16 protein-coding genes are annotated in these 23,332 nt (G+C 67.9%); 10 read left to right on the forward strand and 6 right to left on the reverse strand.

The annotated features are described in order from the left end of the window. Positions 1–181 precede the first annotated feature (181 nt). The 9 genes from ACTWOL_RS00175 to ACTWOL_RS00215 all read left to right on the forward strand — a co-directional run bounded on the left by ACTWOL_RS00175 (position 182) and on the right by ACTWOL_RS00215 (position 16,190). Complete coding sequence (locus tag ACTWOL_RS00175; protein ID WP_474292953.1) at positions 182–2,635, forward strand: SpoIIE family protein phosphatase; 2,454 nt, start codon at positions 182–184, stop codon at positions 2,633–2,635. A gap of 538 nt (positions 2,636–3,173) precedes the next feature. Next, positions 3,174–3,647, forward strand: a complete 474-nt coding sequence (locus tag ACTWOL_RS00180; RefSeq protein WP_474292955.1) for a hypothetical protein — start codon at positions 3,174–3,176, stop codon at positions 3,645–3,647. Between the two features lie 258 nt (positions 3,648–3,905). Then, complete coding sequence (locus ACTWOL_RS00185; RefSeq protein WP_474292957.1) at positions 3,906–5,195, forward strand: ABC transporter substrate-binding protein; 1,290 nt, start codon at positions 3,906–3,908, stop codon at positions 5,193–5,195. A gap of 16 nt (positions 5,196–5,211) precedes the next feature. After that, on the forward strand, positions 5,212–6,135 hold the full coding sequence (locus ACTWOL_RS00190) for a carbohydrate ABC transporter permease (protein ID WP_474292959.1): 924 nt from the start codon (positions 5,212–5,214) through the stop codon (positions 6,133–6,135). Next, positions 6,135–7,025, forward strand: a complete 891-nt coding sequence (locus ACTWOL_RS00195) for a carbohydrate ABC transporter permease (RefSeq protein ID WP_474292961.1) — start codon at positions 6,135–6,137, stop codon at positions 7,023–7,025. Before ACTWOL_RS00190 ends, ACTWOL_RS00195 begins: the two co-directional genes overlap by 1 nt. A 13-nt stretch (positions 7,026–7,038) precedes the next feature. Beyond that, a complete protein-coding gene (locus tag ACTWOL_RS00200; protein ID WP_474292963.1) occupies positions 7,039–8,124 on the forward strand; it encodes an enolase C-terminal domain-like protein in 1,086 nt (361 codons plus the stop codon). 233 nt (positions 8,125–8,357) lie between these two features. Continuing rightward, positions 8,358–9,827, forward strand: coding sequence for a glycoside hydrolase family 43 protein (locus tag ACTWOL_RS00205; RefSeq protein WP_474292965.1), 1,470 nt, complete (start codon positions 8,358–8,360; stop codon positions 9,825–9,827). Positions 9,828–10,265: 438 nt separating this feature from the next. After that, positions 10,266–13,109, forward strand: coding sequence for a discoidin domain-containing protein (locus ACTWOL_RS00210; protein WP_474292967.1), 2,844 nt, complete (start codon positions 10,266–10,268; stop codon positions 13,107–13,109). Between the two features lie 318 nt (positions 13,110–13,427). Next, complete coding sequence (locus ACTWOL_RS00215; protein ID WP_474292969.1) at positions 13,428–16,190, forward strand: galactose-binding domain-containing protein; 2,763 nt, start codon at positions 13,428–13,430, stop codon at positions 16,188–16,190. A gap of 267 nt (positions 16,191–16,457) precedes the next feature. Here the strand turns inward: ACTWOL_RS00215 and ACTWOL_RS00220 are convergent, their stop codons facing one another. From ACTWOL_RS00220 to ACTWOL_RS00245, 6 genes are read right to left on the reverse strand one after another with little or no spacing between them, the layout of a single operon-like run. Next, positions 16,458–17,201 (reverse strand): SDR family NAD(P)-dependent oxidoreductase, encoded by a 744-nt coding sequence (locus ACTWOL_RS00220; RefSeq protein ID WP_474292971.1) that lies wholly within the window; start codon positions 17,199–17,201, stop codon positions 16,458–16,460. 11 nt (positions 17,202–17,212) lie between these two features. After that, on the reverse strand, positions 17,213–17,881 hold the full coding sequence (locus tag ACTWOL_RS00225; RefSeq protein WP_474292973.1) for a GntR family transcriptional regulator: 669 nt from the start codon (positions 17,879–17,881) through the stop codon (positions 17,213–17,215). A gap of 24 nt (positions 17,882–17,905) precedes the next feature. Continuing rightward, positions 17,906–18,796 carry an SMP-30/gluconolactonase/LRE family protein gene (locus ACTWOL_RS00230; protein WP_474292975.1) on the reverse strand — a complete coding sequence of 297 codons (891 nt, stop codon included), beginning with the start codon at positions 18,794–18,796 and terminating at the stop codon, positions 17,906–17,908. Next, positions 18,793–19,443, reverse strand: a complete 651-nt coding sequence (locus ACTWOL_RS00235) for a bifunctional 4-hydroxy-2-oxoglutarate aldolase/2-dehydro-3-deoxy-phosphogluconate aldolase (protein ID WP_474292977.1) — start codon at positions 19,441–19,443, stop codon at positions 18,793–18,795. The genes ACTWOL_RS00230 and ACTWOL_RS00235 overlap by 4 nt, the downstream gene beginning before the upstream one ends. Continuing rightward, a complete protein-coding gene (locus ACTWOL_RS00240; RefSeq protein WP_474292978.1) occupies positions 19,440–20,876 on the reverse strand; it encodes an aldehyde dehydrogenase family protein in 1,437 nt (478 codons plus the stop codon). Before ACTWOL_RS00240 ends, ACTWOL_RS00235 begins: the two co-directional genes overlap by 4 nt. Next, a complete protein-coding gene (locus tag ACTWOL_RS00245; RefSeq protein WP_474292979.1) occupies positions 20,873–22,066 on the reverse strand; it encodes a mandelate racemase/muconate lactonizing enzyme family protein in 1,194 nt (397 codons plus the stop codon). Before ACTWOL_RS00245 ends, ACTWOL_RS00240 begins: the two co-directional genes overlap by 4 nt. A gap of 52 nt (positions 22,067–22,118) precedes the next feature. On the opposite strand from ACTWOL_RS00245, the gene dgoD reads away from it, so the two are divergent. Further along, on the forward strand, positions 22,119–23,282 hold the full coding sequence (gene dgoD / locus ACTWOL_RS00250) for a galactonate dehydratase (RefSeq protein WP_474292981.1): 1,164 nt from the start codon (positions 22,119–22,121) through the stop codon (positions 23,280–23,282). Positions 23,283–23,332 lie beyond the last annotated feature (50 nt).

Here is a 23,332-nt window from a genome sequence, read left to right on the forward strand (position 1 = left end):
TGGAAGGTCATCCACTCCCCCACCGGCGCAGGTGCCGGCTGATGGCCCCAGGGCGCGGTGGTGGTGCGTCGCGTGGTGTCGACGCGGTGCCTGCCAGGTCCGGCCGAGCTGTTGCACCGAGGAACGGGGGGCGGGGGGCGTAATCACATGACCCCAGAAGTCTTTCCAAGGAGGTCCGCCCATGTCTCAGTCGGGCGGCCGTGACAGGGCCGGGCCGCCGGTGCCATTCGATCTGATGCCGACCGCCTCAGCGGTGGTGGACGGCAGCGGAGTCGTCGTGGGCTGGTCGGTCGCTGCAGTGAAACTGACGGGCTACGCCGCGTCCGATGTTGTGGGCCTGCCGGCCGCCGGGCTGGTCGAATCCGCGGCCGACCTGGAGCAGTTCACGACGATGCTTGCCTCGCCCGGTGCCTCTTGTGGCGTGCTGCGGGTACGCCCTCGCGGTGGAGGAGTGCTGACCCTCGGCGTCCAGGCGACGCCGCACCTCGACGCTGCGGGCCGGAGCCTTTGGCATCTGGCGGCCGTCGACCTGGCCCGGGTCCCGTGGTGGAACACCAGCCATGTGGTGCTGGAGCGCTTCCTCACCCATTCTCCCTACGGCATCGCCGTGCTGGACACCGAGCTGCGCTATGTCTGGCTCAACGAGACCCTGGAGCGCATGGCCGGCGTCTCCCTGGCGCAGCGCCTCGGCCAACGGATGGCGGACGTGCTGCCCCGGCTGTCACCGCAGGCGGTGGAGCAGCAGATGCGGCAGGTCCTGGACACCGGCGAACCGGTGCTGGGCTTCGAGTACCGGGGGTACGTCCCGTCCGACCCGGGGCGTGTGCACGCCTTCTCTACGTCCTTTCTGCGCCTGGACGATGGGGACGGCAGGGTGCTCGGGGTCTGCTACATGGGTGTGGACATCACCGAGAGGTGGCGCACGCGGCAGCGGCTGAGACTGCTGACCGACTCCGGTGCGCGGATCGGTACCACGCTGGACCTGTCGGTCACCGCGGCGGAACTGGCAGAGGTCACCGTCCCGACGTTCGCGGATGTCGCTGCCGTCGACCTGCTGGAGTCCGTATTCGTCGGCACACCGGCCCCCCTGCCCGGTCCAGGCACGTCTTCGGCACCGAGACGGGTGGCTCATCGCTGCGCCCGCGAGGACATGGCGGCGGCCGTCGCCGCTCTCGGGGAGCCCCCCGGATATCCGGCTTCCTCTCCGATGGCGCAATGCCTGCAGGAGGGAGCCGCGATCGTTGTGCCCGAGGTGGGGGCCGAACGGGTCGGCCGGCCGGCTCAGGATCCCCTGTGGGCGGAGCGGCTGAGGCAAGTGGGCATCCGCTCGCTGATGGCCGTGCCATTGCGTGCCCGGGGAATGGTCCTGGGGCTCGCCCTGTTCGTCCGCATGGCGCCCTCGGACGCCTTCGAGGCCGATGACGTGGCGCTGGCCGAGGAGTTGGTCTCCCGTGCGGCGCTGTGCCTGGACAACGCGCGGCGCTACGCCCGCGAACGCCAGACGGCCCTGACGCTGCAGCGCAGTCTCCTGCCCGGAGTTCACTGCGGTTCCGCGTCGGCCGATGTCACGGTCCGCTATCTTCCGGCGGGCGCGGCCGATGGCGTCGGCGGGGACTGGTTCGATGTGATCCAGCTGTCCGGGGCGCGGACAGCTCTGGTCGTGGGGGACGTGGCCGGGCACGGCATCGCTGCCGCTGCGGCCATGGGACGGCTGCGGGCCGCTGTCCACACGCTCGCCGGCATGGACCTACCGCCGGACGAACTGCTGGCGCACCTGGACGACCTGGTATTGCGCTTGGCGGACGAGCAGTCCCCCGACCCCGACGGGCAGGAACCGTCCTCGCCGTTGCAGGGAGCGCGCTGCCTGTACGCCGTGTACGACCCGGTGGCCCGCTCGTGCACGGTGGCGCGGGCCGGTCATCTGCCGCCGGCTGTCATCACGCCCGACGGGACCGTTCTGTTTCCCGAACTGCCGGCCGGGCCGCCGCTGGGAATGGGCACGTTGCCCTTCGAGTCGACGGAGTTCAGCATCCAGGAGGGGACGGTCCTCGCGCTGTTCACCGACGGGCTGATCCACGAATCCGCCCGGGCCGGCCCCATGGAGACCGAGCGTCTCACCGCGGCTCTGTCTCTCGTGAACGGCGATCTGGAAAAGGCCGCCGACAGTCTCCTGGCCGCGCTTCTGGACACGCCCCCGGCGCACGACGTGGCCCTGGTCCTCGCCCGTACTCGCACGCTCGGTGGCGACGACGTCGCCACCTGGGAGCTGCCCAGCGCCCCGGCACAGGTCGCGCGGGCACGAACGCTTGCCACCGCACGGCTCTCCGAGTGGGGCCTGGGGGAACTGGCCTTCACCACCGAACTCATCGTCAGCGAGCTCGTGACCAACGCCATCCGGTACGGCACTCCGACGGTGCGGCTGCGGCTCATCCGCCACACCACGCTGATCTGCGAGGTCGCCGATGGCACCAGCGCCTCTCCCCGGCTCCGTCACGCCAGGACCACCGACGAAGGCGGGCGCGGGCTGTTCCTGGTCGCCCAGATGTCCCGCCGCTGGGGTACCCGGTACACGTCGCGGGGAAAGGTCATCTGGGCGGAGCAGGTCCTGCCGGAGGGCGACGAGCCGACCCGCTGACAGCCCGGATACCGTCTCATGGCCACCCTCCGGCGCAGCCCGCCGTTCGTGGTCCGCCCGGCTCTGTCCACCACCTTCACGGTTGTCCGGAGGCCGGCGGGTCCGGCGCGCGGTCGGCTGAGCCGGTGCGGCGGGCCGGGGCTCTGCCACTCGTTTCCGCGCGCTGCCACCAGATCCTCCCGGTGCCTGGCCGCGGAGGGGGATGGGGGCGTGCACCCTCCGGGACAGCGCGACGCAGCGAGCACACGGCTTTCGTGGGAAGCAGCGAGAACGCAGGTACCCGTATACGTGTTTTCCCGCTTCCCTTCTCCGGACGGCGAAGCGTCCCATGTGTGGACCAATGCCCCTGGGAGCGATCGAAGGGAGCGAACCCCTGCCATCCCCCGGAGCAGCTGCACCCCTGCTGGGACGCGCCGTCCCCGTCTCGCACGAGGAGGCGCACAGCCTCGCATGCCGGCCAGGAGCCGCCTCTCGTTGCCGAATTCCGGCCGACGGGCTCCGCCGGCCAGAGACACGCCCGCCCGAAGGGACCGATTCCTTGCGCACACCGAAGGACCCCGGCGTCGAGCCGCCCGCCGCATACCTGCGCTACTACCCGCCCAACCCGGGGGCCACCCAGCGGCACCACAAAGCGCTGTACACCTTCGCCATGCACCTGGGGTTGTCGGCCCCCGTGCTCTACGCGGACGACGGCTGCCCCTCCATGGCGTTCCGGCCCGGGTGGGAGCGCCTCGTCCGGGCGATGAGGGACGGGCAGCACTCCGTTCTGCTCATACCCGGGCCGTGGGTGCTCTCACCCGACGACGTCCAGGTGCGCCGCATCATCCGCATGCTCTCGGCAGTCGGCTGCCGACGCGTCCTTCAGCTCCCCGGACGTGCCCGGGTCCCGGATCCCTCTGCCGCCGCAAGTCTTCGCGTCCTGCGTCAACGACGAGGAGTCACCTCCCTGACCGGGCAGCCGAAGCATGGCCCCTCGCGCCTCTCCTCCGACCGCTTCAATCCCCTCTCCTGAGCACATGGCCCCCGCCCTTCCGCCGCAACGGGCCGGCGTATCCGCCTCCAGGTCAGCCGGCCCGGCCGCCACGCCCCGGCGCTCGCCCGTGAAGCGTCGGGCACCACCCGTCTTTGCCCTCCCGGACCAATCCATCGGTCCGGAGTATTGACCCCAGAAAAATTACATGCAACATGTAGATACCTCGTTCCCTCCGGCAGGCAAGGCCACACCATGAGACACAGAAGCACCACCCCGTTCACCCGTACTGTCGCCAGCGTGACCATCGCTGCCGTGACGGGGCTGATCGTCAGCGGTTGTTCGTCGACCACCACGGCCACTCCGAGCACCGCCAAGTCCGGCGCGGCCATCACCGACGACAAGAACGCCGAGTTGCTGGTGTGGACAGACGCCACCCGGGAAGCGGGCTTCCAGCAGTTCAAGCGGACGCACCCGGACGTCAAGATGAAGATCGTCACCTACGACGGCGCCACGCTGCTGACGAAGCTGGAGCTCTTCAACCGCACCGGTGGCGGCTGGCCCGACGTCGTCTTCACCTCCCCCGACCTGCTCACCAACCTGGCGGGCGAAAAGCTTCACTACGCCCAGCCGCTGGACTCGCTGGTTCCCGCCGACGTCCTGCAGGGCTTCGGCAACACGAACGACACCTGCAAGGTCGACGGCAAGCTGTACTGCCTGCGTAACGACCTCGCCCAGACGGTGCTTTGGTACAACAAGCCCCTGATGGCCAAGTTCGGCTACTCCGTGCCGAAGACCTGGGCCGAGTACGAGAAGCTCGGCCTGAAAGTCGCCAAGGAACATCCCGGCTACATCGTCGGCGCCGGCGGGGACCAGTCCAGCTATTACAACTTCTTCCAGGGCAGCGGCTGCCCCCTGCAGGACGTCACCGGAAAGATGAAGGTCCACATCGACGCGAACGACCCCAAGTGCACCCGGGTCGCCAGCCTGCTCGACACACTGCTTGCCAAGGGCTCGATGTCCAAGTTCGCGCTGGCCTCCCCCGAGATGAGCAAGCTCGGCCATGACGGCAAGATCCTGATGCTGCCTGGTCCTTCATGGTTCGGCGACCTCCGCTTCAAGGCTGCCGATTCGTACAACGCCCCCAAGGGGCAGATCACCGCGGCACCCATCCCGAAGTGGGACGGAGAGACCACGAACTACTCGGGTGCCTTCGGCGGAGGCCTCTTCGTGATCTCACAGCACTCGAAGAACATGAAGGGCGCCGCACAGATCATCCGGTGGATGAGCACGGACATCGACTACCAGAAGAGTGCCGTCACCTACCCGGCTTACGCCCCCGCCGCGCAAGCGTGGGGGGAACGGCTCAAGACCGATGAGTTCTACGCCGCCGACCCCTTCCCCGTACTCCAGGACGCGGCACCGAAGATCCACCCGATCGTGCACCCGACCAGCTACGACCCCGTGGCGGCGTTCGTCACCGTCGTCAAGCCCGCCGTCCAGTCAGGCAAGACGATCAAGTCGGTTCTTCCCGACCTGCAGAAGCTGATCGCGGACCTGGCCAAGGCTGCCGGCTATGAGGTCGAGTAGCCCTACGGTGCCCCGTGTGTCTCCGCTGCATCCTGGCCACGCCCGGGTGCAGCGGGGCGCGCGAAGGCGCCGCTCCCCGGTCAGCCCGGTCTTCGGGTGGCTGTGCGTGACGCCGTACCTGCTGCTGCTGCTGGCGTTCGGCATCGGCCCGCTGCTCTACGCGGCGTACGCATCCATCGTCAATCCCGGCGGCATCCAGCCGCCGGGGATACGCGGCTACACCCAGAGCCTCACCGACTTCCGGTTCCTGCCCGCCCTCACCAACGTCGCGACATTCCTGGCCATCTATCTCCCGACCGTGGTCGTGGGCGTGCTGGCGCTGGCACTGGTCCTGCAGGACGTACGCCCGCGTTACGGTGCGGCATTGCGCCTCATCTACGTCCTGCCCGGGACCGTCGTCGGCTCCGCCAACGTCCTCTTGTGGTACGTGATGCTCCAACCGAGCATGAGCCCCTTCGGCCCGGCCCTGCGTGCCATGGGCTTCCACACCAGTGCCGACGTCTTCCACACCTCGTACCTGATATGGATCTTCGCACTGATGGCCTTCGCCACCGGCTTCGGCCAGTGGGTGGTCATCATCTTCGGCGCCCTGAACGGAGTTCCGGACGAAGTCCTGGAGGCGGCCCAGCTCGACGGCGCCTCATGGTGGCAGACAGCGATACGCGTGAAGCTGCCGATGATCTCCAAGTACATCCTGTACATGCTGATCCTGACCTTCACCCACGCCCTCCAGATCTTCGTCGAACCCCAACTGCTGTACGGGCTGGAGGGGGTCGGATCCCAATGGTGGTCGCTCAACCAGCTGGGCCTCATCTACGCCTTCAACGACGGCGACTTCGCCGCTGCCAGCGCCCTGTCACTGCTGTTGCTGGTCACCTGCGCCGCCGCCGCCGGGCTGCTGATCTTCAAAGCCAAGTTCTTCGAGACGGAGGTGAACTGATGACCGTCACCCTGATGGCCAAGGAAAGATCACGCCGCTGGACCGGATCGCTCCTGCTCGGCCTGATCGGCCTGGCATGCCTGGTCCCGGTCCTCTGGCTGCTGCTGGCACCGTCGAAGGACGTGGTGACGCTCCTCAACACCTTCCCCTTGTCCTTCGGCTCGATGGACATGTATGGCACGGCGTGGACTCATCTCACCGAATACCAAGACGGCATCATCTACCGCTGGATCACCAATACGGCCGTCTACACCGTCTCGGGCATGGCCCTGAGCGTGACCGTCTCCTTGCTGGCGGGGTACGCCCTGGCCGCGACCACGATCGCGGGCCGACGGACCATCCTGATCATCACTCTCTTGGCGATGATCGTGCCGACCACGGCGCTCGTCCTACCGCTGTTCCTGGAGATGAACGCGGTCCGTCTCACGGACACCGCACTGTCCATCATCCTTCCCAGCAGCCTGTTTCCGTTCGGGGTGTACCTGGCCTTCATCCACTTCTCCACCCGGCTGCCACGCGAGGTGCTGGAGGCAGCCAGGATCGACGGCTGCTCCGAGGCTCAGCTCTTCCTCCGGATCGCCCTCCCGCTGGCCAAACCCCTGATCGCCCTGCTGGCCTACTTCTCGTTCGTCGGGAACTGGAACAACTACTTCCACGCCTTCGTGATGCTGAGCGACGACTCCAAGTACAACCTTCAGGTCGGCCTGGGCGCTCTCATGGCCAGCACTCCGGCACTCAACCCCAGCAGGGGCAACGGCAGCAACTTGCCGATCCACCAGCCGGAGGTGGCGATCGCCGGCCTGATCGCCGTCATACCCGTGGTGATCGTCTTCTTCTTCGCCCAGCGCTTCCTGGTCAAGGGCCTACTGCAAGGCAGCACCAAAGGCTGAAAGCGAGTTCACTATGAAGATCACCTCGGTCGACTTCGTACCGCAGGAACAAGCCGCCGTCTCCCCCGCGTTCCGGTGGCGTGACGGGCTGCCCGGCTCCAACGCCGCGCACACCGGCGGCTGGCTCGTCGTCAGCACAGAGGAGGGTCACACCGGATTCGCGTACACCAACCGGGGTGTGATCATGGCCGACATCGTCGAACGACGACTGCGCGGCGAACTGCTCGGCGCCGACGCGCTGGCACGCGAGTGGCTGTGGCACCGTATGTGGGAGCTCGACCGCATCGAGCAGATACCGCTGTACCTCTTCGGGCTGGTCGACGTGGCACTGTGGGACATCGCCGGAAAGGCCGCCGGAATACCCGTCCACAGGCTGCTCGGCGGTTTCCGGGACGCCATTCCCTCCTACGCCTCCACCGTCACGTTCGCCTCGGTGGAGGAATACCTCGACGTCGCGGACCAGTGCCTGGAGCTGGGCTACCCCGCCATCAAGCTGCACGCCTGGGGCGATGTCCGGCGTGACATGGCACTGTGCGCGGCGCTCCGCGAACATGTCGGCCCCCACGTACCGCTGATGTATGACGGCTCGGCAGGGTTCGACCTGCTCGATGCCATCCAGCTCGGCCGTGTTCTGAGCGAGCACAACTACCTGTGGTACGAGGAGCCGATGCACGAATTCAGCGTCACGGCCTACCGGCGACTCGCCGAGAAGGTGGACGTTCCCCTGATCGTCGCCGAGACCAGCGACGGCGCGCATATGAACACCGCCGACTTCATCGCATCCGGGGCGGCCGCCGCGGTCCGCACGAGCGCGGGCCTGCGCGGTGGCATCACCGGCGCGATGCGCACGGCCCACCTGGCGGAGTCGTACCTGCTGCGGGCCGAGGTCCACGGTCCCGGCCTGGTCAACACCCACCTGTGCATGGCGATACCGAACACCACGTACTACGAGTCGTTGGTCACCGCCAACCCCGTACGGCGGGAAGCCCGAGTCGACTCCTCAGGTCACCTCCATGCGACCACCACGCCGGGCATCGGTTACGAAGCGGAATGGGAAGCCGCCGGGATCCCTCCCGGCCTTGAGCGCTTCCTGGGCTGATCCAGCCGAACCCGCACCTCGGAGCACCACACATCCCTTCCCCTCTGCGTTTGATGGAGGATCCACATGGGCCGAGACACGGCCTTGGTGGCCGACGGGTCTGCTCTCCGGCATGCCGCCGCGCCGAAACCCGGCGCGGCGGCACGCCCGGCTGCGCACCGGGCCCTCGCGACCGCGCAGCCGGCCAGATGCCCCCTCCCGCCCCCGGGCACAGGGGGCGCCGGAGCATGAGCATGAACCCGATCATCCCGGGCTTCCACCCCGACCCCTCGATCTGCCGCGTGGACGGGGATTACTTCCTGGTCACGTCCAGCTTCGAGTACTTCCCCGGCGTACCGGTCTTCCACAGCCGGAACCTTCTCGCGTGGGAGCAGATCGGAAACGTCCTCGACCGGGAGAGCCAGCTCCGTGTCCTTCCCGGTCCGCCCGGCGCGAGCCGCGGCATCTACGCGCCCACGATCCGGCACCACGACGGCACGTTCTGGATGACGACGACGAACGTCTCCGAACTCCACCGGGGACACCTGATCGTGCGTGCCGCCGACCCCGCAGGGAAGTGGAGCGAGCCCGTCCATACCTCCGGAGCGATCGGCATCGATCCGGACCTCGCCTGGGACGAGGACGGCACCTGCCACCTCACCTGGGCGGGCCAGGACAACTGCATCATGCAGGCGACCGTCTTCCCGGCGACCGGCCGCCTGCTGTCCGAACCGCGCCGGCTCTGGCCCGGAACGGGACTCGCGTTTCCCGAGGGTCCACACCTCATCCGCCGGAACGACTGGTGGTACCTGCTGATCGCGGAGGGCGGCACCGGCCCGGGCCACTGCGTCTCGGTCGCACGCTCGCGACGCGCCGGCGGCCCCTTCCAGGCACATCCGGCCAATCCCATCTTCTCTCATCGCAGCCTCCTCAGCCCGGTCCACAACACCGGCCACGCCGACCTGGTCGAGATGCCGGACGGCCGCTGGGCGATGGTGTTTCTCGGGGTCCGCCCCAACAGGGGTTCTCCGAAGGTCCATGTGAACGGACGTGAGACCTTCCTCGCCGGGGTGGAGTGGATCGACGACTGGCCCGTGGTGGTCGAGGACCGCTTCACCGTGCCCGAGGCAGACACCTCGTTCGTGGACGACTTCTCCACCCCCGACCTCCACCCCCGCTGGATCGCGCCCGGTGTCAACCCGCGTTCCTTCACACGCCCACGCCAGCAAGGCGGTGTACAGCTGCTTGCCGGTCGCGCCCCCGCGGCACGCGAAGCCGAACGGCTCCTGGCGGTGCGGGCGCGCGACACCGAATGGACCGCGTCCGCCACCGCCACGGGCGGCGACATCGCCCTCGTCGTCCGGGTCGACGACAGTCACTGGGCCGCGGTCGAACGCCGCGGCGGCACGCTCTCGGCGCGCCTGGTGATCGGCCCGCTCGACCAGATCCTCGCGACTGCGGAAGCACCCGGCACAGAGCCCCCGCTCGCAATCCGAACGGTGGCTTACTCGGAGCAGGACCGCTTCGCCCACGGGCCCGACCGGATCGAACTCGGATACCTCGCCGACGGCGACTTCCGCGTCCTGGCAACGGCCGACGGACGCTACCTCTCCACCGAGGTCGCCGGCGGGTTCACCGGCCGCGTGGTGGGAGTGGAAGCACTGGGTGCCGACGCAGTGCTCGCCCGCTTCGCCTACTTCTCAGCTGGGTCAGGACTGCCCTGACCACTGGACCTGCCCTGACGTCAGCACACCGTAGCCCGACAACTACCTTGCGAACGGAGGATTCACTTGAGACCAACCGGCAAGATCCCTGCACTGACCTGGCCGAGCTGGGTCTTCGGGCACTGAGCCATCACACCCGCAGCCACCCCCGGTGTGCCCCACTGAGTCAAGGTCTTGAGCGAGGCACACCACCCCCACCCACCCGGGCGGCCCGCTGAGACCACGCCTCCGGCGGGCCGCCCGACCCACGACCCGGCGAAGCCGCACCTGCTCCGCTCCGAAGCCCGGGGGGCCCGGCCCGATCCAAGCGGTTACGGCCGCAGGCCCAATCCGCCGCGGTTTCGGACTCTACTCGCGGCTTCGCCGAGCCCCGGCGAACAACACCCGGGGGCTCCACCCAATCGCTGCCACACGCAGCGCGGTTCAAGGAGTATTCAGATGAGACCAACAGGCAAGATCCCCTGGATCCGAAGGAGAACAGCCCAGCTGTCCGCGCTGGTGGTCGGACTGGCGGCATGCTGGACGCTGCAGCCGGCCCCCGCCAGCGCCGCCGTACAGGCAACGTACTACGCCTCACCCAACGGCACCGGCACGAGCTGCACACAAGCCTCCCCCTGCAACCTGCCCCAGGCCCAGAAGAAGGTGAGAGGCCTCGCCTCGCAAACAGGCGACATCGAGGTGCGGCTGGAAGGAGGCACCTACGACCTCAACGACTACGTCAACCTCACTGACACCGACGACACCAACGACAACCCGACACTGACCTTCACCCCGGCCGACTCCGGCCGCAACGGATACAACGTCATCTACAAGCCCATCGACGGAAAGCACCCCGTCATCAGCAACGGCATCTCGGTCACCAACTGGTCGCGGAAGGACGCGGCCAAGAACATCTGGGAGGCCACTGTGCCGCCCGGGTTCAAGACCCGGCAGCTCTACGTCAACGACCAGCGAGCCGACCTCGTCAGCGCGGCGGCAGGCTACGTCTTCGGCACGATGACGCACACCGACCAAGGCTTCACCTCCACAAGCAATGCCCTCAACGACCCCGAACACCCCAACGTCGGCAACGTCACCATGGTGTACGGCGACCACACAGCGCTGACCAACAAGGCATGGAGCTACCCCCTCTGCCCGGTGACCTCGATCGGCAAGAACGCAGCCGGTGTGAACGAGGTCATCGAGCAGAATCCGTGCTACGACAACATCGTGGCCGGCTCCGGGGCCACAGTGCCCATCGCCGTGGAAAACCACTACGCACTGCTGAGCTCACCGGGCCAGTTCGCCATCGACACAACAGCCAGAAAGATCTACTACATCCCGCGCGTCAACGAGAACATGGCCCAAAGCACCACCGCCATCGCCGGCGGCCCGCGCGAACTGGTGACACTGACGGGAACCGAGACCAACCCCGTCCACCACATCAAGTTCAACGGCCTCGCGTTCATGTACGCCGGCTGGAACCCCGGCGCCCAGGGCGTGGCCGAAGGACAGGCCAACGCGCTCCGTACGACGGACAAGGATCACTGGAGGCTGCTGCCGGCGAACGTCACCTGCCACAAATGCGAGAACGTCACCTTCGGCTGGAACACCTTCAAGCACCTCGGCGGCAGCGGCCTCGGCTTCGAAGGAGGGGGCAGCAACAACCTGGTGACCGCGAACGTGATCACGGACATCTCCGGCAACGGCGTGCAGCTCGGCGTCGTCAACGACAGAGAACTGCAGCCCGACGGTTCCGTGAAGGCACTTCCCCCGGCCTCGTATGAGTCCTACACCACGGTGTCGAACAACTACGTGTACAACGTGGCCAACCAGTATCTCGGCGGCGTCGGGATCCTGGCCACCTGGGTCAAGCACACCAGGATCGAGCACAACACCGTCTGGGACACCCCCTACAGCGGCATCTCCCTCGGCTGGGGCTGGGGCAACCCCGATGCGCGATCCGAAATGGTCGACAACCACATCGACTACAACTACGTCCACGACGTGCAGACCTCACAACTGAAGGACGGCGGCGCCATCTACGTCCTGGGAACCCAACTGGACACCAGCGCCTCCACCATCAAGGGCAACCACCTCGAACACAACGGCCGCGACTACGGGACCATCTACCTCGACGAGGGATCCACCAACTGGACCGTCGAGAACAACGTCGTCGACGGCTACGGACCCGCCTGGCTGATGCTTCAATACAGAAGCGCGAACAATGTCGTCTATGCGCGTGACAATACGGTGCGGAACAACTACATCGGCGCCGACGCAGGGCCCAAATACGGGGAGGGCAAGACCGACAGAGACACTGGCCTTCCGGTCTATGACCTGTACGCGGCTCGCAACACCATGGGGGTCAACCACGAAGCCGGCGCGACGGCCTGGACTGCCGCGGAAACGACCGCGGCCAACAGCATTATCGGCGCGGCGGGCGCATACCAATCCATCATGAACGGCGAACAGAAGAATCTCTCCTACAAGAAGACCGTCACGGCTTCCAGTTCTCCCACCGCCAACCCGGCATCCAACGGGAACGACGGGAGTACGGCCGCGTGGATCTCCGCCGACACCGACACCAACCCCTCCTGGCGGACCAACCTCGGGGCCCCGCACAAGCTGTCGAAGGTGGCGGTCCTCTTCCGTACCGACAGCGCCAACAATGTGACGGAGCGGAAGAACTTCGAGATCCGCGTCTCGAACAGCCCGGACGACACCCCCACCGTCATGTGCAGGCAACGAGACATACCACTGCACTTCCACGGCCACTACGAATGCCCGGTGACGGGAGTCTGGCGCTACGTCACCGTGGCCAAGACCGACGGCAAGCAGTCCGCCCTGGCAGAAGTCCGTGTCTACGGCGAATCCGCCGGCCAGTCGAACCGCGCCCAGGGCCGGCCGGCATCAGCCTCGTCGCAGTACAGCGCAACATACCCCGCGTCCAGCGCAGTCGACGGCGACCCCGACACGATCTTCGCCACCGCCGACAACGACCCGAGTCGGTATTGGCAGGTCCCCCTGTCGCAGCAGTACGACCTGACCGAGGCACATCTCGTCTTCCGGCACGACGGCAACGACTTCCCGGCCGAGAGAGCCAACCTCAAGGTACAGGTGTCCAACAATCAGGACATGTCGCTGGGGAACACCGTCGCGTGCACACTCGGAGCGACCCCCCTCCCCTACGCCAGCACCTACCGATGCCCCCTACCCGAGGGAACGTGGCAGTACCTCGCCGTGGTCAAGACCGACACAAAGAGACTGACCCTGGCCGAAGTGAGGGCCTTCGGCCCCTGAACACCCGTAAGTATCCAAGGGTGCCCCGCTGATACCACGCCACCCAGCGGGGCACCCCACCACCCCAGGGCGGCCCACTGAGACACCACCACCAGCGGGCCGCCAGACCCCCATACCCGGCGAAGCCGCACCCGCTCCGATCCGAAGTCCATCCGATCCGAAGTCCAGGGGCCCCGGTCCCACCAAGCCGTTACGGCCGCAGGGCCGTATCTGCCGCGGTTTCGGACTCTACTCGCGGCTTCGCCGAGCCCCGGCGAACAACACCCGGGGGCTCCACCCAATCGCTGCCACACGCAGCGCGGTTCAAGGAGTATTCAGATGAGACCAACAGGCAAGATCCCCTGGATCCGAAGAAGAACAGCCCAGCTGTCCGCGCTGGTGGTCGGACTGGCGGCATGCTGGACGCTGCAGCCGGCCCCCGCCAGCGCCGCCGTACAGGCAACGTACTACGCCTCACCCAACGGCACCGGCACCACCTGCTCAGAGTCCGCCCCCTGCAGCCTGACCAGCGCCAAGGCCAAGGTAAGAGGCCTCGCCTCGCAAACAGGCGACATCGAGGTGCAGCTGGAAGGAGGAACCTACAACCTCACCACGGCGCTGACGTTCGACCCGGCCGACTCCGGCCTCGACGGATACAACGTCATCTACAAGCCCAAGGACGGAGAGCACCCCGTCATCAGCAACGGCCGCACGATCACCGGATGGACGGAGGTGGACACCACCAAACACATCTGGCAGGCGAATGTGACGGCCGGATTCAACACCCGGCAGCTCTATGTCGACGACCAGCGCGCCGACCTCGTCAGCGTGGCGGCGGATCACGTCTTCGGCACGATGACGCAAACCCTCGACGCCAACCAAAAGCCGAAAGGCTTCAGCTATACCAAAGTCGCGCCCAACAGCTGGACCAACCCCGGCGACGTCACCCTGGTGTACGGCGACGACACAGCGCTGACGAACAAGGCATGGAGCTACCCCATCTGCCCGGTCAGCTCGATCGGTGACAGCGAGGTCGTCCTGCAAGATCCGTGCTACGACAACATCGTGACAGGGTCCGGGGCCAAGGTTCCCATCGCCGTGGAGAACCACTACGCACTGCTGAGTTCACCGGGTCAGTTCGCCATCGACACGACAGCCGGAAAGATCTACTACATCCCGCGCGTCGGCCAGGGCATGAGCAGCCAGACCGCCGCCATCGCCGGCGGCCCGCGCGAGCTGATGTCCCTGACGGGAACCAAGACCAACCCCGTCCACCACATCAAGTTCAACGGCCTCGCGTTCATGTACGCCGGCTGGAACCCCGGCGCCCAGGGCGTGGCGGAAAGACAAGCCAACGTGCTCCGCACGACGGACACCGACCACGCGCGGATGCTGCCGGCGAACGTCACCTGCCACGCATGCCAGAACGTCACCTTCGGCTGGAACACCTTCAAGCACCTCGGCGGCAGCGGCCTCGGCTTCGAGGGAGGGGGCACGAACAACCTGGTGACCGCGAACGTGATCACGGACATCGCCGGCAACGGCGTGCAGCTCGGCGTCCCCAACGACAAGGACGCCGATGGGGTCCCCCTGCCTCCCGACTCGTATGAATCCGACACCACGGTGTCGAACAACTACGTGTACAACGTGGCCAACCAGTATCTCGGCGGCGTCGGGATCCTGGCCACCTGGGTCAAGCACACCAGGATCGAGCACAACACCGTCTGGGACACCCCCTACAGCGGCATCTCCCTCGGCTGGGGCTGGGGCAACCCCGATGCGCGATCCGAAATGGTCGACAACCACGTCGACTACAACTACGTCCACGACGTGCAGACCTCACAACTGAAGGACGGCGGCGCCATCTACGTCCTGGGAACCCAACTGGACACCAGCGCCTCCACCATCAAGGGCAACTACCTCGAGCACAACGGCCGCGACTACGGGACCATCTACCTGGACGCGGGATCCACCAACTGGACGGTCGAGGACAACGTCGTCGGCGGCTACGGACCTCACTGGCTGATCCTTCAATTCAACGACCCCGTAACAAACTGGGCGAAGGACAACACGGTGCGGAACAACTACATCGGCGCCGACGCAGGGCCCAAGTACAAGCCGAATACCTCCTACAACGGCACCCCGATCTATGACCTGTACGCGGCTCGCAACACCATGGGAACCAACCAGGAGGGCCTGACCAGTTGGCCTGCTGAGGCCCAGGACATCATTGGCAACGCAGGAATCGAGTCCGGTGCCCGCACGATCATGAACGGCGAGCAGAAGAACCTCTCCTACAAGAAGACCGCTACGGCTTCCACCTCCCTTGCCGCCAACCCGGCATCGAACGGGAACACCGGGGGTACGGCCCCGTGGATCTCCACCAGCACCGATACCAGCCCCTCCTGGCGGACCGACCTCGGGACGTCACGTGAGCTGTCGAAGGTAGCAGTCCTCTTCCGAACCGACAGCGCCAACAACCCGACGGAACGTAAGAAGTTCGAGATCCGCGTCTCGAACAGCTCAGGCGCCACCGGCACCGTCAAGTGCAGACAAGCCGACGTGCCGCTGCACTTCCACGGCCACTACGAATGCCCGATCACAGGAGCCTGGCGCTACGTCACCGTCGCCAAGACCGACAACTCCCAGTTCGCCCTGGCTGAAGTCCGCGTCTACGGCGAGTCCAACGTCGCCCTGGGACGGCCGGCCACAGCCTCGTCGCAATACGACGCCGCCACCCCCGCGACCAACGCCGTCGACGGCAACACCAGCACCATCTTCGCCACCGCCGACAACGACACCAGCCGCTATTGGCAGGTCCCCCTGTCGCAACGACAGGCCCTGACCGAGGCACAACTCGTCTTCCGCAGCGACGGCAACGACTTCCCTGCTGAGAGGGCGAATATCAGAATCCAGGTATCGAACAGTCAGGCCATGACGCAAGGCAACTTCACCGTCGCGTGCACGATCGGAGCGACCTCCCTCCCCTACGCCAGTACCTACCGATGCACTCTGCCGCAGGGCACGTGGCAGTACCTCGCCGTGGTCAAGACCGACACGAAGAGACTGACCCTGGCCGAGGTGAGGGTGTTCGGCCACTGATCCACCGCAACTGCCGGTGCCCCGCAACCCCTCCGCGCGGGGCACCGGCCCCGTCACCCGGCGGGAATCCCGCCGAGTGACGGGCCCGCCGGCACGGGAGTACCCGTGCCGGCGGGTCCGGCGAGAGTCCCCCGGCCCCGCACACCGGCACGGCCCGTGGCACCGGGCGAGGTGATTCCCCGGCGAACCGGCATGACGGGGGGCCAGGCCGCGTTCCCGCGCCCGCTCACGAGGTGCTGCTGACGGAACGTCCCGGAAGGCCCCTGCTCACGGAAGACGACAGAGCAGTCCCGCGTCGACCGGGAGGTCGATACCCGTGATGGCAGAGGCCTCATCGGAGAGCAGGAATCGCACGGCTGTGGCGATGTCGTCAGGTGAGGGGCAACGGCCCAGCGGAAATCGTGCTTCGCGCTGCGCCGTGATCTCGGCATCTTCCCATGCGTCCCGGTTGCGGGGAACCGCGACGAACGCGGGAGACACGCTGTTGCACCGTACGCCCAGCGGCCCCCATTCGACGGCCATGGTGCGGGTCAGCGCCAGCATCGCCGACTTGGCGGCGCTGTATGGTCCGTACTCCGCGAAGGCGGCGTGGGCGTGCACGGAGGCGATGTTGACGATCGCCCCGGGTCGGCCCTCGAGTCGTTCGACGAGGCCGGCTGCCCAGCGCCAGGCACTGACGGTCATCACCTGGTAGGCGTCCTGAAACCGCTCGACCGTGGCACCGGCCAGCGGTGTCAGCTGTTCGCAGAGCGTCGACATGACCAGAAGCGTGGGCGAGGGACCGGGCAGCTCGCCGTGTGCCCGGGCCACTGTGTCCGCAGAGGTGGCATCGCCGACCAGCATTCGGCACCTGGGGTCGCGCCACGGCGCCCGGGTCGTGTCGGGCGCGGTGAGGTCGACGCCCAGGACCGTTGCGCCGCAGCGCAGGAGTTCTTCGGTGATCGCCGTTCCGATGCCTCCCGCGGCACCGATCACGAGGGCGGTCCGGCCGGCGAGGGGTGCGTCGCGCATGACGGTGGCCCTCACTTGTCCGGGTGGCTGCTCTGGGTGCGCAGCGCCGTGGCGAGGCGCGCCACATGCTGTTTGGCCGTGAGTTCCGCCTTCTGGGCGTCGCCTGACGCGATGGCCTCGAGGATGGCACGGTGATCGGCGACAGCCAGGTGCGGTCCGCCGGTCACGGTCGTGGTGACCATGGCAAGCCGTACCTGTGTCTGGATGTCGTCCAGCATCCTCATGACGTAGGGATTTCCGCTGGCCTCGCGCACCAGTTGGTGGAACTGCATGTCCAGACGGGCGTGCTCGTCGAGGTCGCCGGACGCGACGGCCTCCTCGTGCCGGGTGACGATCCGGTTGAGCCGCTGGTGCAGTCGTGCGCTCGCATGTTCCGTGGCCAGCCGGGTCGCGACGCCTTCGAGGACCTCGCGGACGTCGTAGAGTTGGGCGAGCTCGTCGGCGGTGATGTGCGCGACCACGGCGCCACGCCGGGGGGCTTCGAAGGCGAGCCGTTCCTGGGTGAGCCGGACCACGGCTTCACGTACGGGGCTGCGGCTGACGTTCAGTTTCTGGGCGAGGGCGGGCACGCTGAGCCTGGTGCCCGGGGGCAGCGCCCCGGAGAAGATGGCGCTGCGTAGTGATTCGTACACCGTGTCGGTGATCCTGTCCGACGTCGGCAGCGGTGTCAGTTCGTCCATGCTGGGTCCTTCATGTTGCCTAGATTATGCTGCCGTCGCCGGCGGTAGGCTCCGTGGCCGGTAAGGGATGGCCGGCGGTCCCGACACCCCGGTGTGCACGGCGAACAGCCCGCCGTCGAGTGGTGCGGTGGCACCGCCCGGCGGGGCCTGTCCCGAGGTGATGAACAGGGTCCGCCCGTCGGAGCCTCCGAAGGCGCAACTGGTCGGGTGGTGGACGGGGAGCCTGATCACCGTGTCGAGTGTGCCGTCCGGCGCGTACCGGTGAAGTGACCCCGATCTGTACAGGGCCACCCAGAGGTATCCGTCGTCGTCGAGGGTGAGTCCGTCGGGGACCCCGTGGTGGGCGGAGAGGTCCACGAACGTCCGCCGGTGCCGCGGTGTCTGGGAGGCGGGTTCGATGTCGAACACGTCGATTCGCCGGGTCGGGGTGTCGACGTAGTACATGCGTTCGCCGCCGGGGGTGAAGGCGATCCCGTTGGAAATGGTCACGTCGGCCAGTTTCACCTCGACGGTCCCGTCCGGGTCCAGGCGGAACAGGGAGCCCGCGCCGGGCGTCTTGTCGTAGGCCATGGAGCCGAACCAGAAGGCGCCGTCGGGGGCACAGGTCCCGTCGTTCATGCGGATGCCCGGCCGGGCGAGGTCCACCAGCGGGGTGCGCCGGCCGTTTTCGTCGATCAGGGCGAGGCCCTCGCGGAGAGCGGCAAGCCAGCCGCCCTGGGCGTGCGGAACCACGGCGCCGATGTGGCTGCCGACGTCGAGGGCGCTGTCGGTGCCGGTCCCCGGGTCGTAACGGTGCAGCCGGGATGCGGTGATGTCCACCCACAACAGCCGTCCCGTGGCCTCGTCCCAGGCGGGGCCCTCGCCGAGTACCGCTCCGGCGTCCAGGACGAGTTCGGCGTCAAGGGTCCGGGTCATCGTGCCTCCAGCGTTGCGAGGTAGCGGCGGGTCGCGCGTTGGAGGGCGGGCCAGTCGTGTGCCTGCACCGCTTCGGCGTCGATCAGGGCGAGTCCGACGCCGAGGGAGACGCATCCGGCGTCCAGGCAGGCACGTCCGGCCTCCGCGGTGATCCCGCCGCAGGCGAGCATCGGGATGTCGGCGAGAGGTTCGCGTACCGCCCGGATGTACTGGGGGCCGGCCACCTGCAGGGGGAAGACCTTCACCACGTCCGCCCCGGCCCGCCACGCGGCGTGGATTTCGGTGGGGGTGAATGCGCCGGGGACCGCGACGAGGCCGCGGCGGTGCGTGGCGGCGACGATCTCGGCGTCGAAGTGGGGGGACAGCAGGAATCGGGCCCCGGCGTCGGCGGCCTGGTCCACCGCGGCCACGGTTCGCACCGTGCCGGCACCGATCCGTGCCGTATCGCGGTGCCGGGCGGCGAGAGCGGCGATGGAGGCGAGTGCGTCCGGACTGTCCAGCGTCACCTCGACAGCACGCACCCCCGCCTCGACCAGTGCGTCGACCGCGGGGAGCAGCTCGTTGGTGCCCAGGCCCCGGGCGATCACGACCAGTGGCGGAAGGGCCGGGGCTGCGGTTGCCCCGGCCTGTCGGTTCGCCGGCCTCATGCGGACACCGCCACGGACTGCGGGGCCAAGAAGACGTCGAGGCCTGCCTGGCCGCCCTCCCAGCCGATGCCGCTCGACTTGAGCCCTCCGAAGGGGATCTGCGGGGTGTTGGGCGTCGCTGTGTTGACGCCCACGATCCCGACGTCGAGCGCCTTGGCGACCTCCATCGCCCGGTCGTTGTCGGAGCCGACCACATAGCCGGCCAGGCCGAGTTCGCTGCTCCGGGTGTGGTCGAGCACCTCCGCGATGTCGTCGTAGCCCAGGACGGCGAGCACGGGGCCGAAGCTCTCCTCGGTCACCACCCGGGCTTCGCGCGCCGGCTCGACGCAGATGGCGGGGCGGACGAAGTGGCCCTTTTCCGGTAGCGCTCCCGCACCACGCAGGACCCGGGCACCGTGGCGCCGGGCGTCGGCGACGAGGTCCTCGATCCGTGCGACGTCGCCGGGCAGGGCCAGGGGGCCGAGCGAGGTGGCATCGTCCAGCGGGTCGCCGGACACGAGACCGTCGGTGATCCAACGGAGCTCGTCGACGACCTGGTCGAGCAGGCGGGCGGGTACCCAGGCGGTGTTCGCGGCGATGCACGACTGACCGTTGTTGCGGTACTTCGCCTGGGCGAGCAGCTTCGCCGCGGTCGCGGCGTCGGCGTCGTCGAGCACGATGAAGGGAGCGTTGCCGCCGAGTTCCAGCACGCAGCGGGTCAGATGCGGCACCGCCTGCGTGGCGATCGCCTTTCCGACGGCGGTCGAGCCGGTGAAGCTGATGCCCCTGACCCGTGGGTCGGCCAGCAGCGCCGAGGTGATGGCCCGCGGCTCCCCGATCAGTGTGGACAGGACACCGGGCGGCAGTTGGTCCTCGATGAGGGCGGCGAGACGCAGACCGGCTTCGGCGGCGACTTCGGACGGCTTGAACACCACGGTGCATCCTGCGGCCAGCGCCGCCGCGATCTTCCGTGCGGGGATCGAGACCGGGAAGTTCCAGGGCGTCGACACCGCCACCACGCCCAGGGGCCGGGTGTGCACCTCGTGCCGGATCCCCTTTACGGCGTGCACGGTCGAGCCGGTCCGGGGCTGAAGGGCTGCCGCGAACCACTCGAAGAACCCGGCGGACATACCGATCTCCGCATGCGCCTCGGCGAGCCGCTTCCCGGTCCCCCGCGCTGTGGTCTCGGCAAGTTCCGCGATGACCTCGGGCCGGCGGAGCTCCCGGGCGATCTCCAGCAGCGCTCGCGCGCGCAGTGCCTGAGGGGTGTCCGACCAGCTCATCAGCGCCGCCGAAGCCGCATCCACCGCGGCCACCGCGTCGGCCGCTCCGCCGCCGACCACCTCGGCCATGGCCGAACCGGTGGCCGGCTCGACCACCGTCACGGGCCAGGGAACCGACGGAGCCTGCTGTCCGTGTATCCGTACGCCGCGTACGGACCTCGTCGTCGTCATGGGGCGACCTCCGTGAATTGGTCGACAACGCTCATGTTCAGTTCGGCCCCAAGGCCCACGCCGTGGGGAATCGCGATCCGGCCGTCAACGGGCACCGGAGGGTTGTGCAGCAGCGGATCACGAAGCGGGTTGTGGCGCACGTCGTACTCGACGGTACTGACGGTGGGGGACGCGGCGGCGATCTGGAGGGTGGCGAGGAAGCTCAGGGCACCGCTGTACAGGTGGGGGGCCACTTCCTTGCCGTACGTCTCGGCGAGCACGCAGACGGCGAGGACTTCGCTTATCCCGCCGGTCTTGGCGACGTCCGGCTGCAGCACGTGGACTGCGGCGGAGCGTGCATAGGGAGCGAACTCGGCGCGGCCGTAGAGATTCTCGCCGGTCGCAATCCGCAGCCCGGTCCGTTCGTGGAGGCGCTCCAGGTCGTGCAGGCGGTTGCCGCGCACCGGTTCCTCGATCCACTCGACCCCGTGCTCGCGCAGCATCGGCGCCGCGCTGACCGCCTCCGCCACGGTCCAGCCCTGGTTGGCATCGGCGTAGACCGCCGTGTCCGGGCCACAGATCCGGCGGGCAGTGGCGAGGTTTTCGTCGTCGGTGGCGTCGCCGAAGCCGACCTTGACCTTGACTGCCCGGAATCCCGCATCCCGGCAGCGGGCGGCGAGGTCGGCGACGTTGGTCGGTCCCAGACTGCTGGCATAGACGGGGACGTGGTCCCGGAAGCGTCCACCACCGAGTCCCGACACCGGGACTCCCAGTCTCTGCGCACGGAGATCCCACAACGCGGTATCGACCGCGCTGATCGCCTGGTACACCGGTCCCCGGGCCCCCCACTGGCGTCCGAGAGGCTCCAGAACGCGCAGCAGTTCGCGTCGGATGCTGGTGATGTCGTCCGGGTCCCGGCCGATGAGCAGCGGGAAGACACCGTCGGTCAGCGTCGCAACGCGCTCGATGGGAGCCCACGAGGGGAAGTTCACCCAGCTCTCACCCCGGCAGATCAGTCCGTCGGCCGTGACAAGCTCCACCAATACCATCGACCGCTGCTGCAGAGGGGAGAATGACATGGCGATGCCATCGTGGACCTCTGCTCGCAGTGTTCGCACCCGGGCTTCGATGATCTTTCGGCCGTCGGGAATCACACCGGGGGCCGATACGGCCGCCGGCGATCCCTGACTGGGCACCTCGTCACGCTCCATGGTTACATGTTACATGTAAAAGCGGGCAGGGCCCATCCCCAAGGAGAGACACATGAAACTCGACGCACTGGACGTGTTCGCCGTTCCCCCGCGCTGGATCCTGGCCCGCGCCACCACGAGCGACGGCTCCGTGGGGTGGGGTGAGGCGATTGTGCCGAAGCGCCTCGGGACGGTGACCGCCGCGATGGGGGAGCTCGCGCGCGCGATCAAGGACATCGACACCAGCCGGATCGAGGAGATCGTCCAGCGGTTCCGGCAGGGCGCGTTCTTCCGTGGCGGACCGATCCTGTCCACCGCGGGCGCGGCGATCGAGCACGCCCTGTGGGACATCAAGGCCCGGCGCCTCGGGGTGCCTGTCTACGAAATGCTGGGCGGACGGGTACGCGACAAGGTCAAGGTCTACGCGTGGATCGGGGGAGACCGGCCGGACGATGTGGTCGCCGGCGCCCGGCTCCGGCGGCAGCAGGGCTTCTCCGTGGTCAAGATGAATGCGACAGCCGAATTCGACTACATCGAGACCACCGAAGCCGTCGACTCCGTGATCGCCAGGGTCGACGCGCTGCGCTGTGAATTCGGCAGCACCCTGGAGGTGGCACTGGACTTCCACGGCCGGGTACACCGCAGCATGGTCGGCCCGCTGCTGCGCGAACTGGAACAGTTCCGCCTGCTGTGGGTCGAGGAGCCCGTGGCGCCGGGCTACGAGTCCCTGCTCCCCGAGATCTGCCGCGCCGCCGGATCGACGCGCATCGCCACAGGCGAACGTCTCGCCTCCCGCTGGGAGTTCCGCGACCTCCTGCGCCACGGGGCGGTGGACATCCTGCAACCGGACGTCTCACTGACCGGCCTGTTCGAGCTGGAGAAGATCTGCCGCATGGCGGAGAGCTATGACATCCCGGTGGTCCCCCACTGCCCCAACGGACCGGTGTCCCTTGCCGCGTCCCTGCAGGTGGCCGCGTGCTGCACGAACATCCCGCTGCTCGAGCAGTCCCTGGGCCTGCACTACAACACGGGCTACTCCGGTTCCGGCTCCGCCGAGCTGCACCACTACCTCGTCGATCCCGCACCCCTCACCCCCGAAGCCGGGCACCTTCCGGTCCCGACCGGTCCGGGGCTGGGCATCGAGATCGACGCCAGTGCCGTCACCGCACGCCGGTCGGACCACGTCCTGCCGGATGCGGACTGGCACCTGCCCGATGGTCGCCTCGCGGAGTGGTAGTCAACGGCCCCTGGGAGGCGGCCGGTTGACGCCAGGCGCCCCGGAGGTAC

It is taken from the genome of Micromonospora sp. IBHARD003 (assembly GCF_056106285.1).

Coding starts and splice junctions, on each gene's coding strand:
- ACTWOL_RS00205 (WP_474292965.1), top strand. CDS start 8,358: ATGAACCCGATCATCCCGGGCTTCCACCCCGACCCCTCGATCTGCCGC.
- ACTWOL_RS00175 (WP_474292953.1), top strand. CDS start 182: ATGTCTCAGTCGGGCGGCCGTGACAGGGCCGGGCCGCCGGTGCCATTC.
- ACTWOL_RS00245 (WP_474292979.1), bottom strand. CDS start 22,066: ATGGAGCGTGACGAGGTGCCCAGTCAGGGATCGCCGGCGGCCGTATCG.
- ACTWOL_RS00220 (WP_474292971.1), bottom strand. CDS start 17,201: ATGCGCGACGCACCCCTCGCCGGCCGGACCGCCCTCGTGATCGGTGCC.
- ACTWOL_RS00235 (WP_474292977.1), bottom strand. CDS start 19,443: ATGAGGCCGGCGAACCGACAGGCCGGGGCAACCGCAGCCCCGGCCCTT.
- ACTWOL_RS00210 (WP_474292967.1), top strand. CDS start 10,266: ATGAGACCAACAGGCAAGATCCCCTGGATCCGAAGGAGAACAGCCCAG.
- ACTWOL_RS00215 (WP_474292969.1), top strand. CDS start 13,428: ATGAGACCAACAGGCAAGATCCCCTGGATCCGAAGAAGAACAGCCCAG.
- ACTWOL_RS00200 (WP_474292963.1), top strand. CDS start 7,039: ATGAAGATCACCTCGGTCGACTTCGTACCGCAGGAACAAGCCGCCGTC.
- ACTWOL_RS00230 (WP_474292975.1), bottom strand. CDS start 18,796: ATGACCCGGACCCTTGACGCCGAACTCGTCCTGGACGCCGGAGCGGTA.
- dgoD (WP_474292981.1), top strand. CDS start 22,119: ATGAAACTCGACGCACTGGACGTGTTCGCCGTTCCCCCGCGCTGGATC.
- ACTWOL_RS00195 (WP_474292961.1), top strand. CDS start 6,135: ATGACCGTCACCCTGATGGCCAAGGAAAGATCACGCCGCTGGACCGGA.
- ACTWOL_RS00225 (WP_474292973.1), bottom strand. CDS start 17,881: ATGGACGAACTGACACCGCTGCCGACGTCGGACAGGATCACCGACACG.
- ACTWOL_RS00240 (WP_474292978.1), bottom strand. CDS start 20,876: ATGACGACGACGAGGTCCGTACGCGGCGTACGGATACACGGACAGCAG.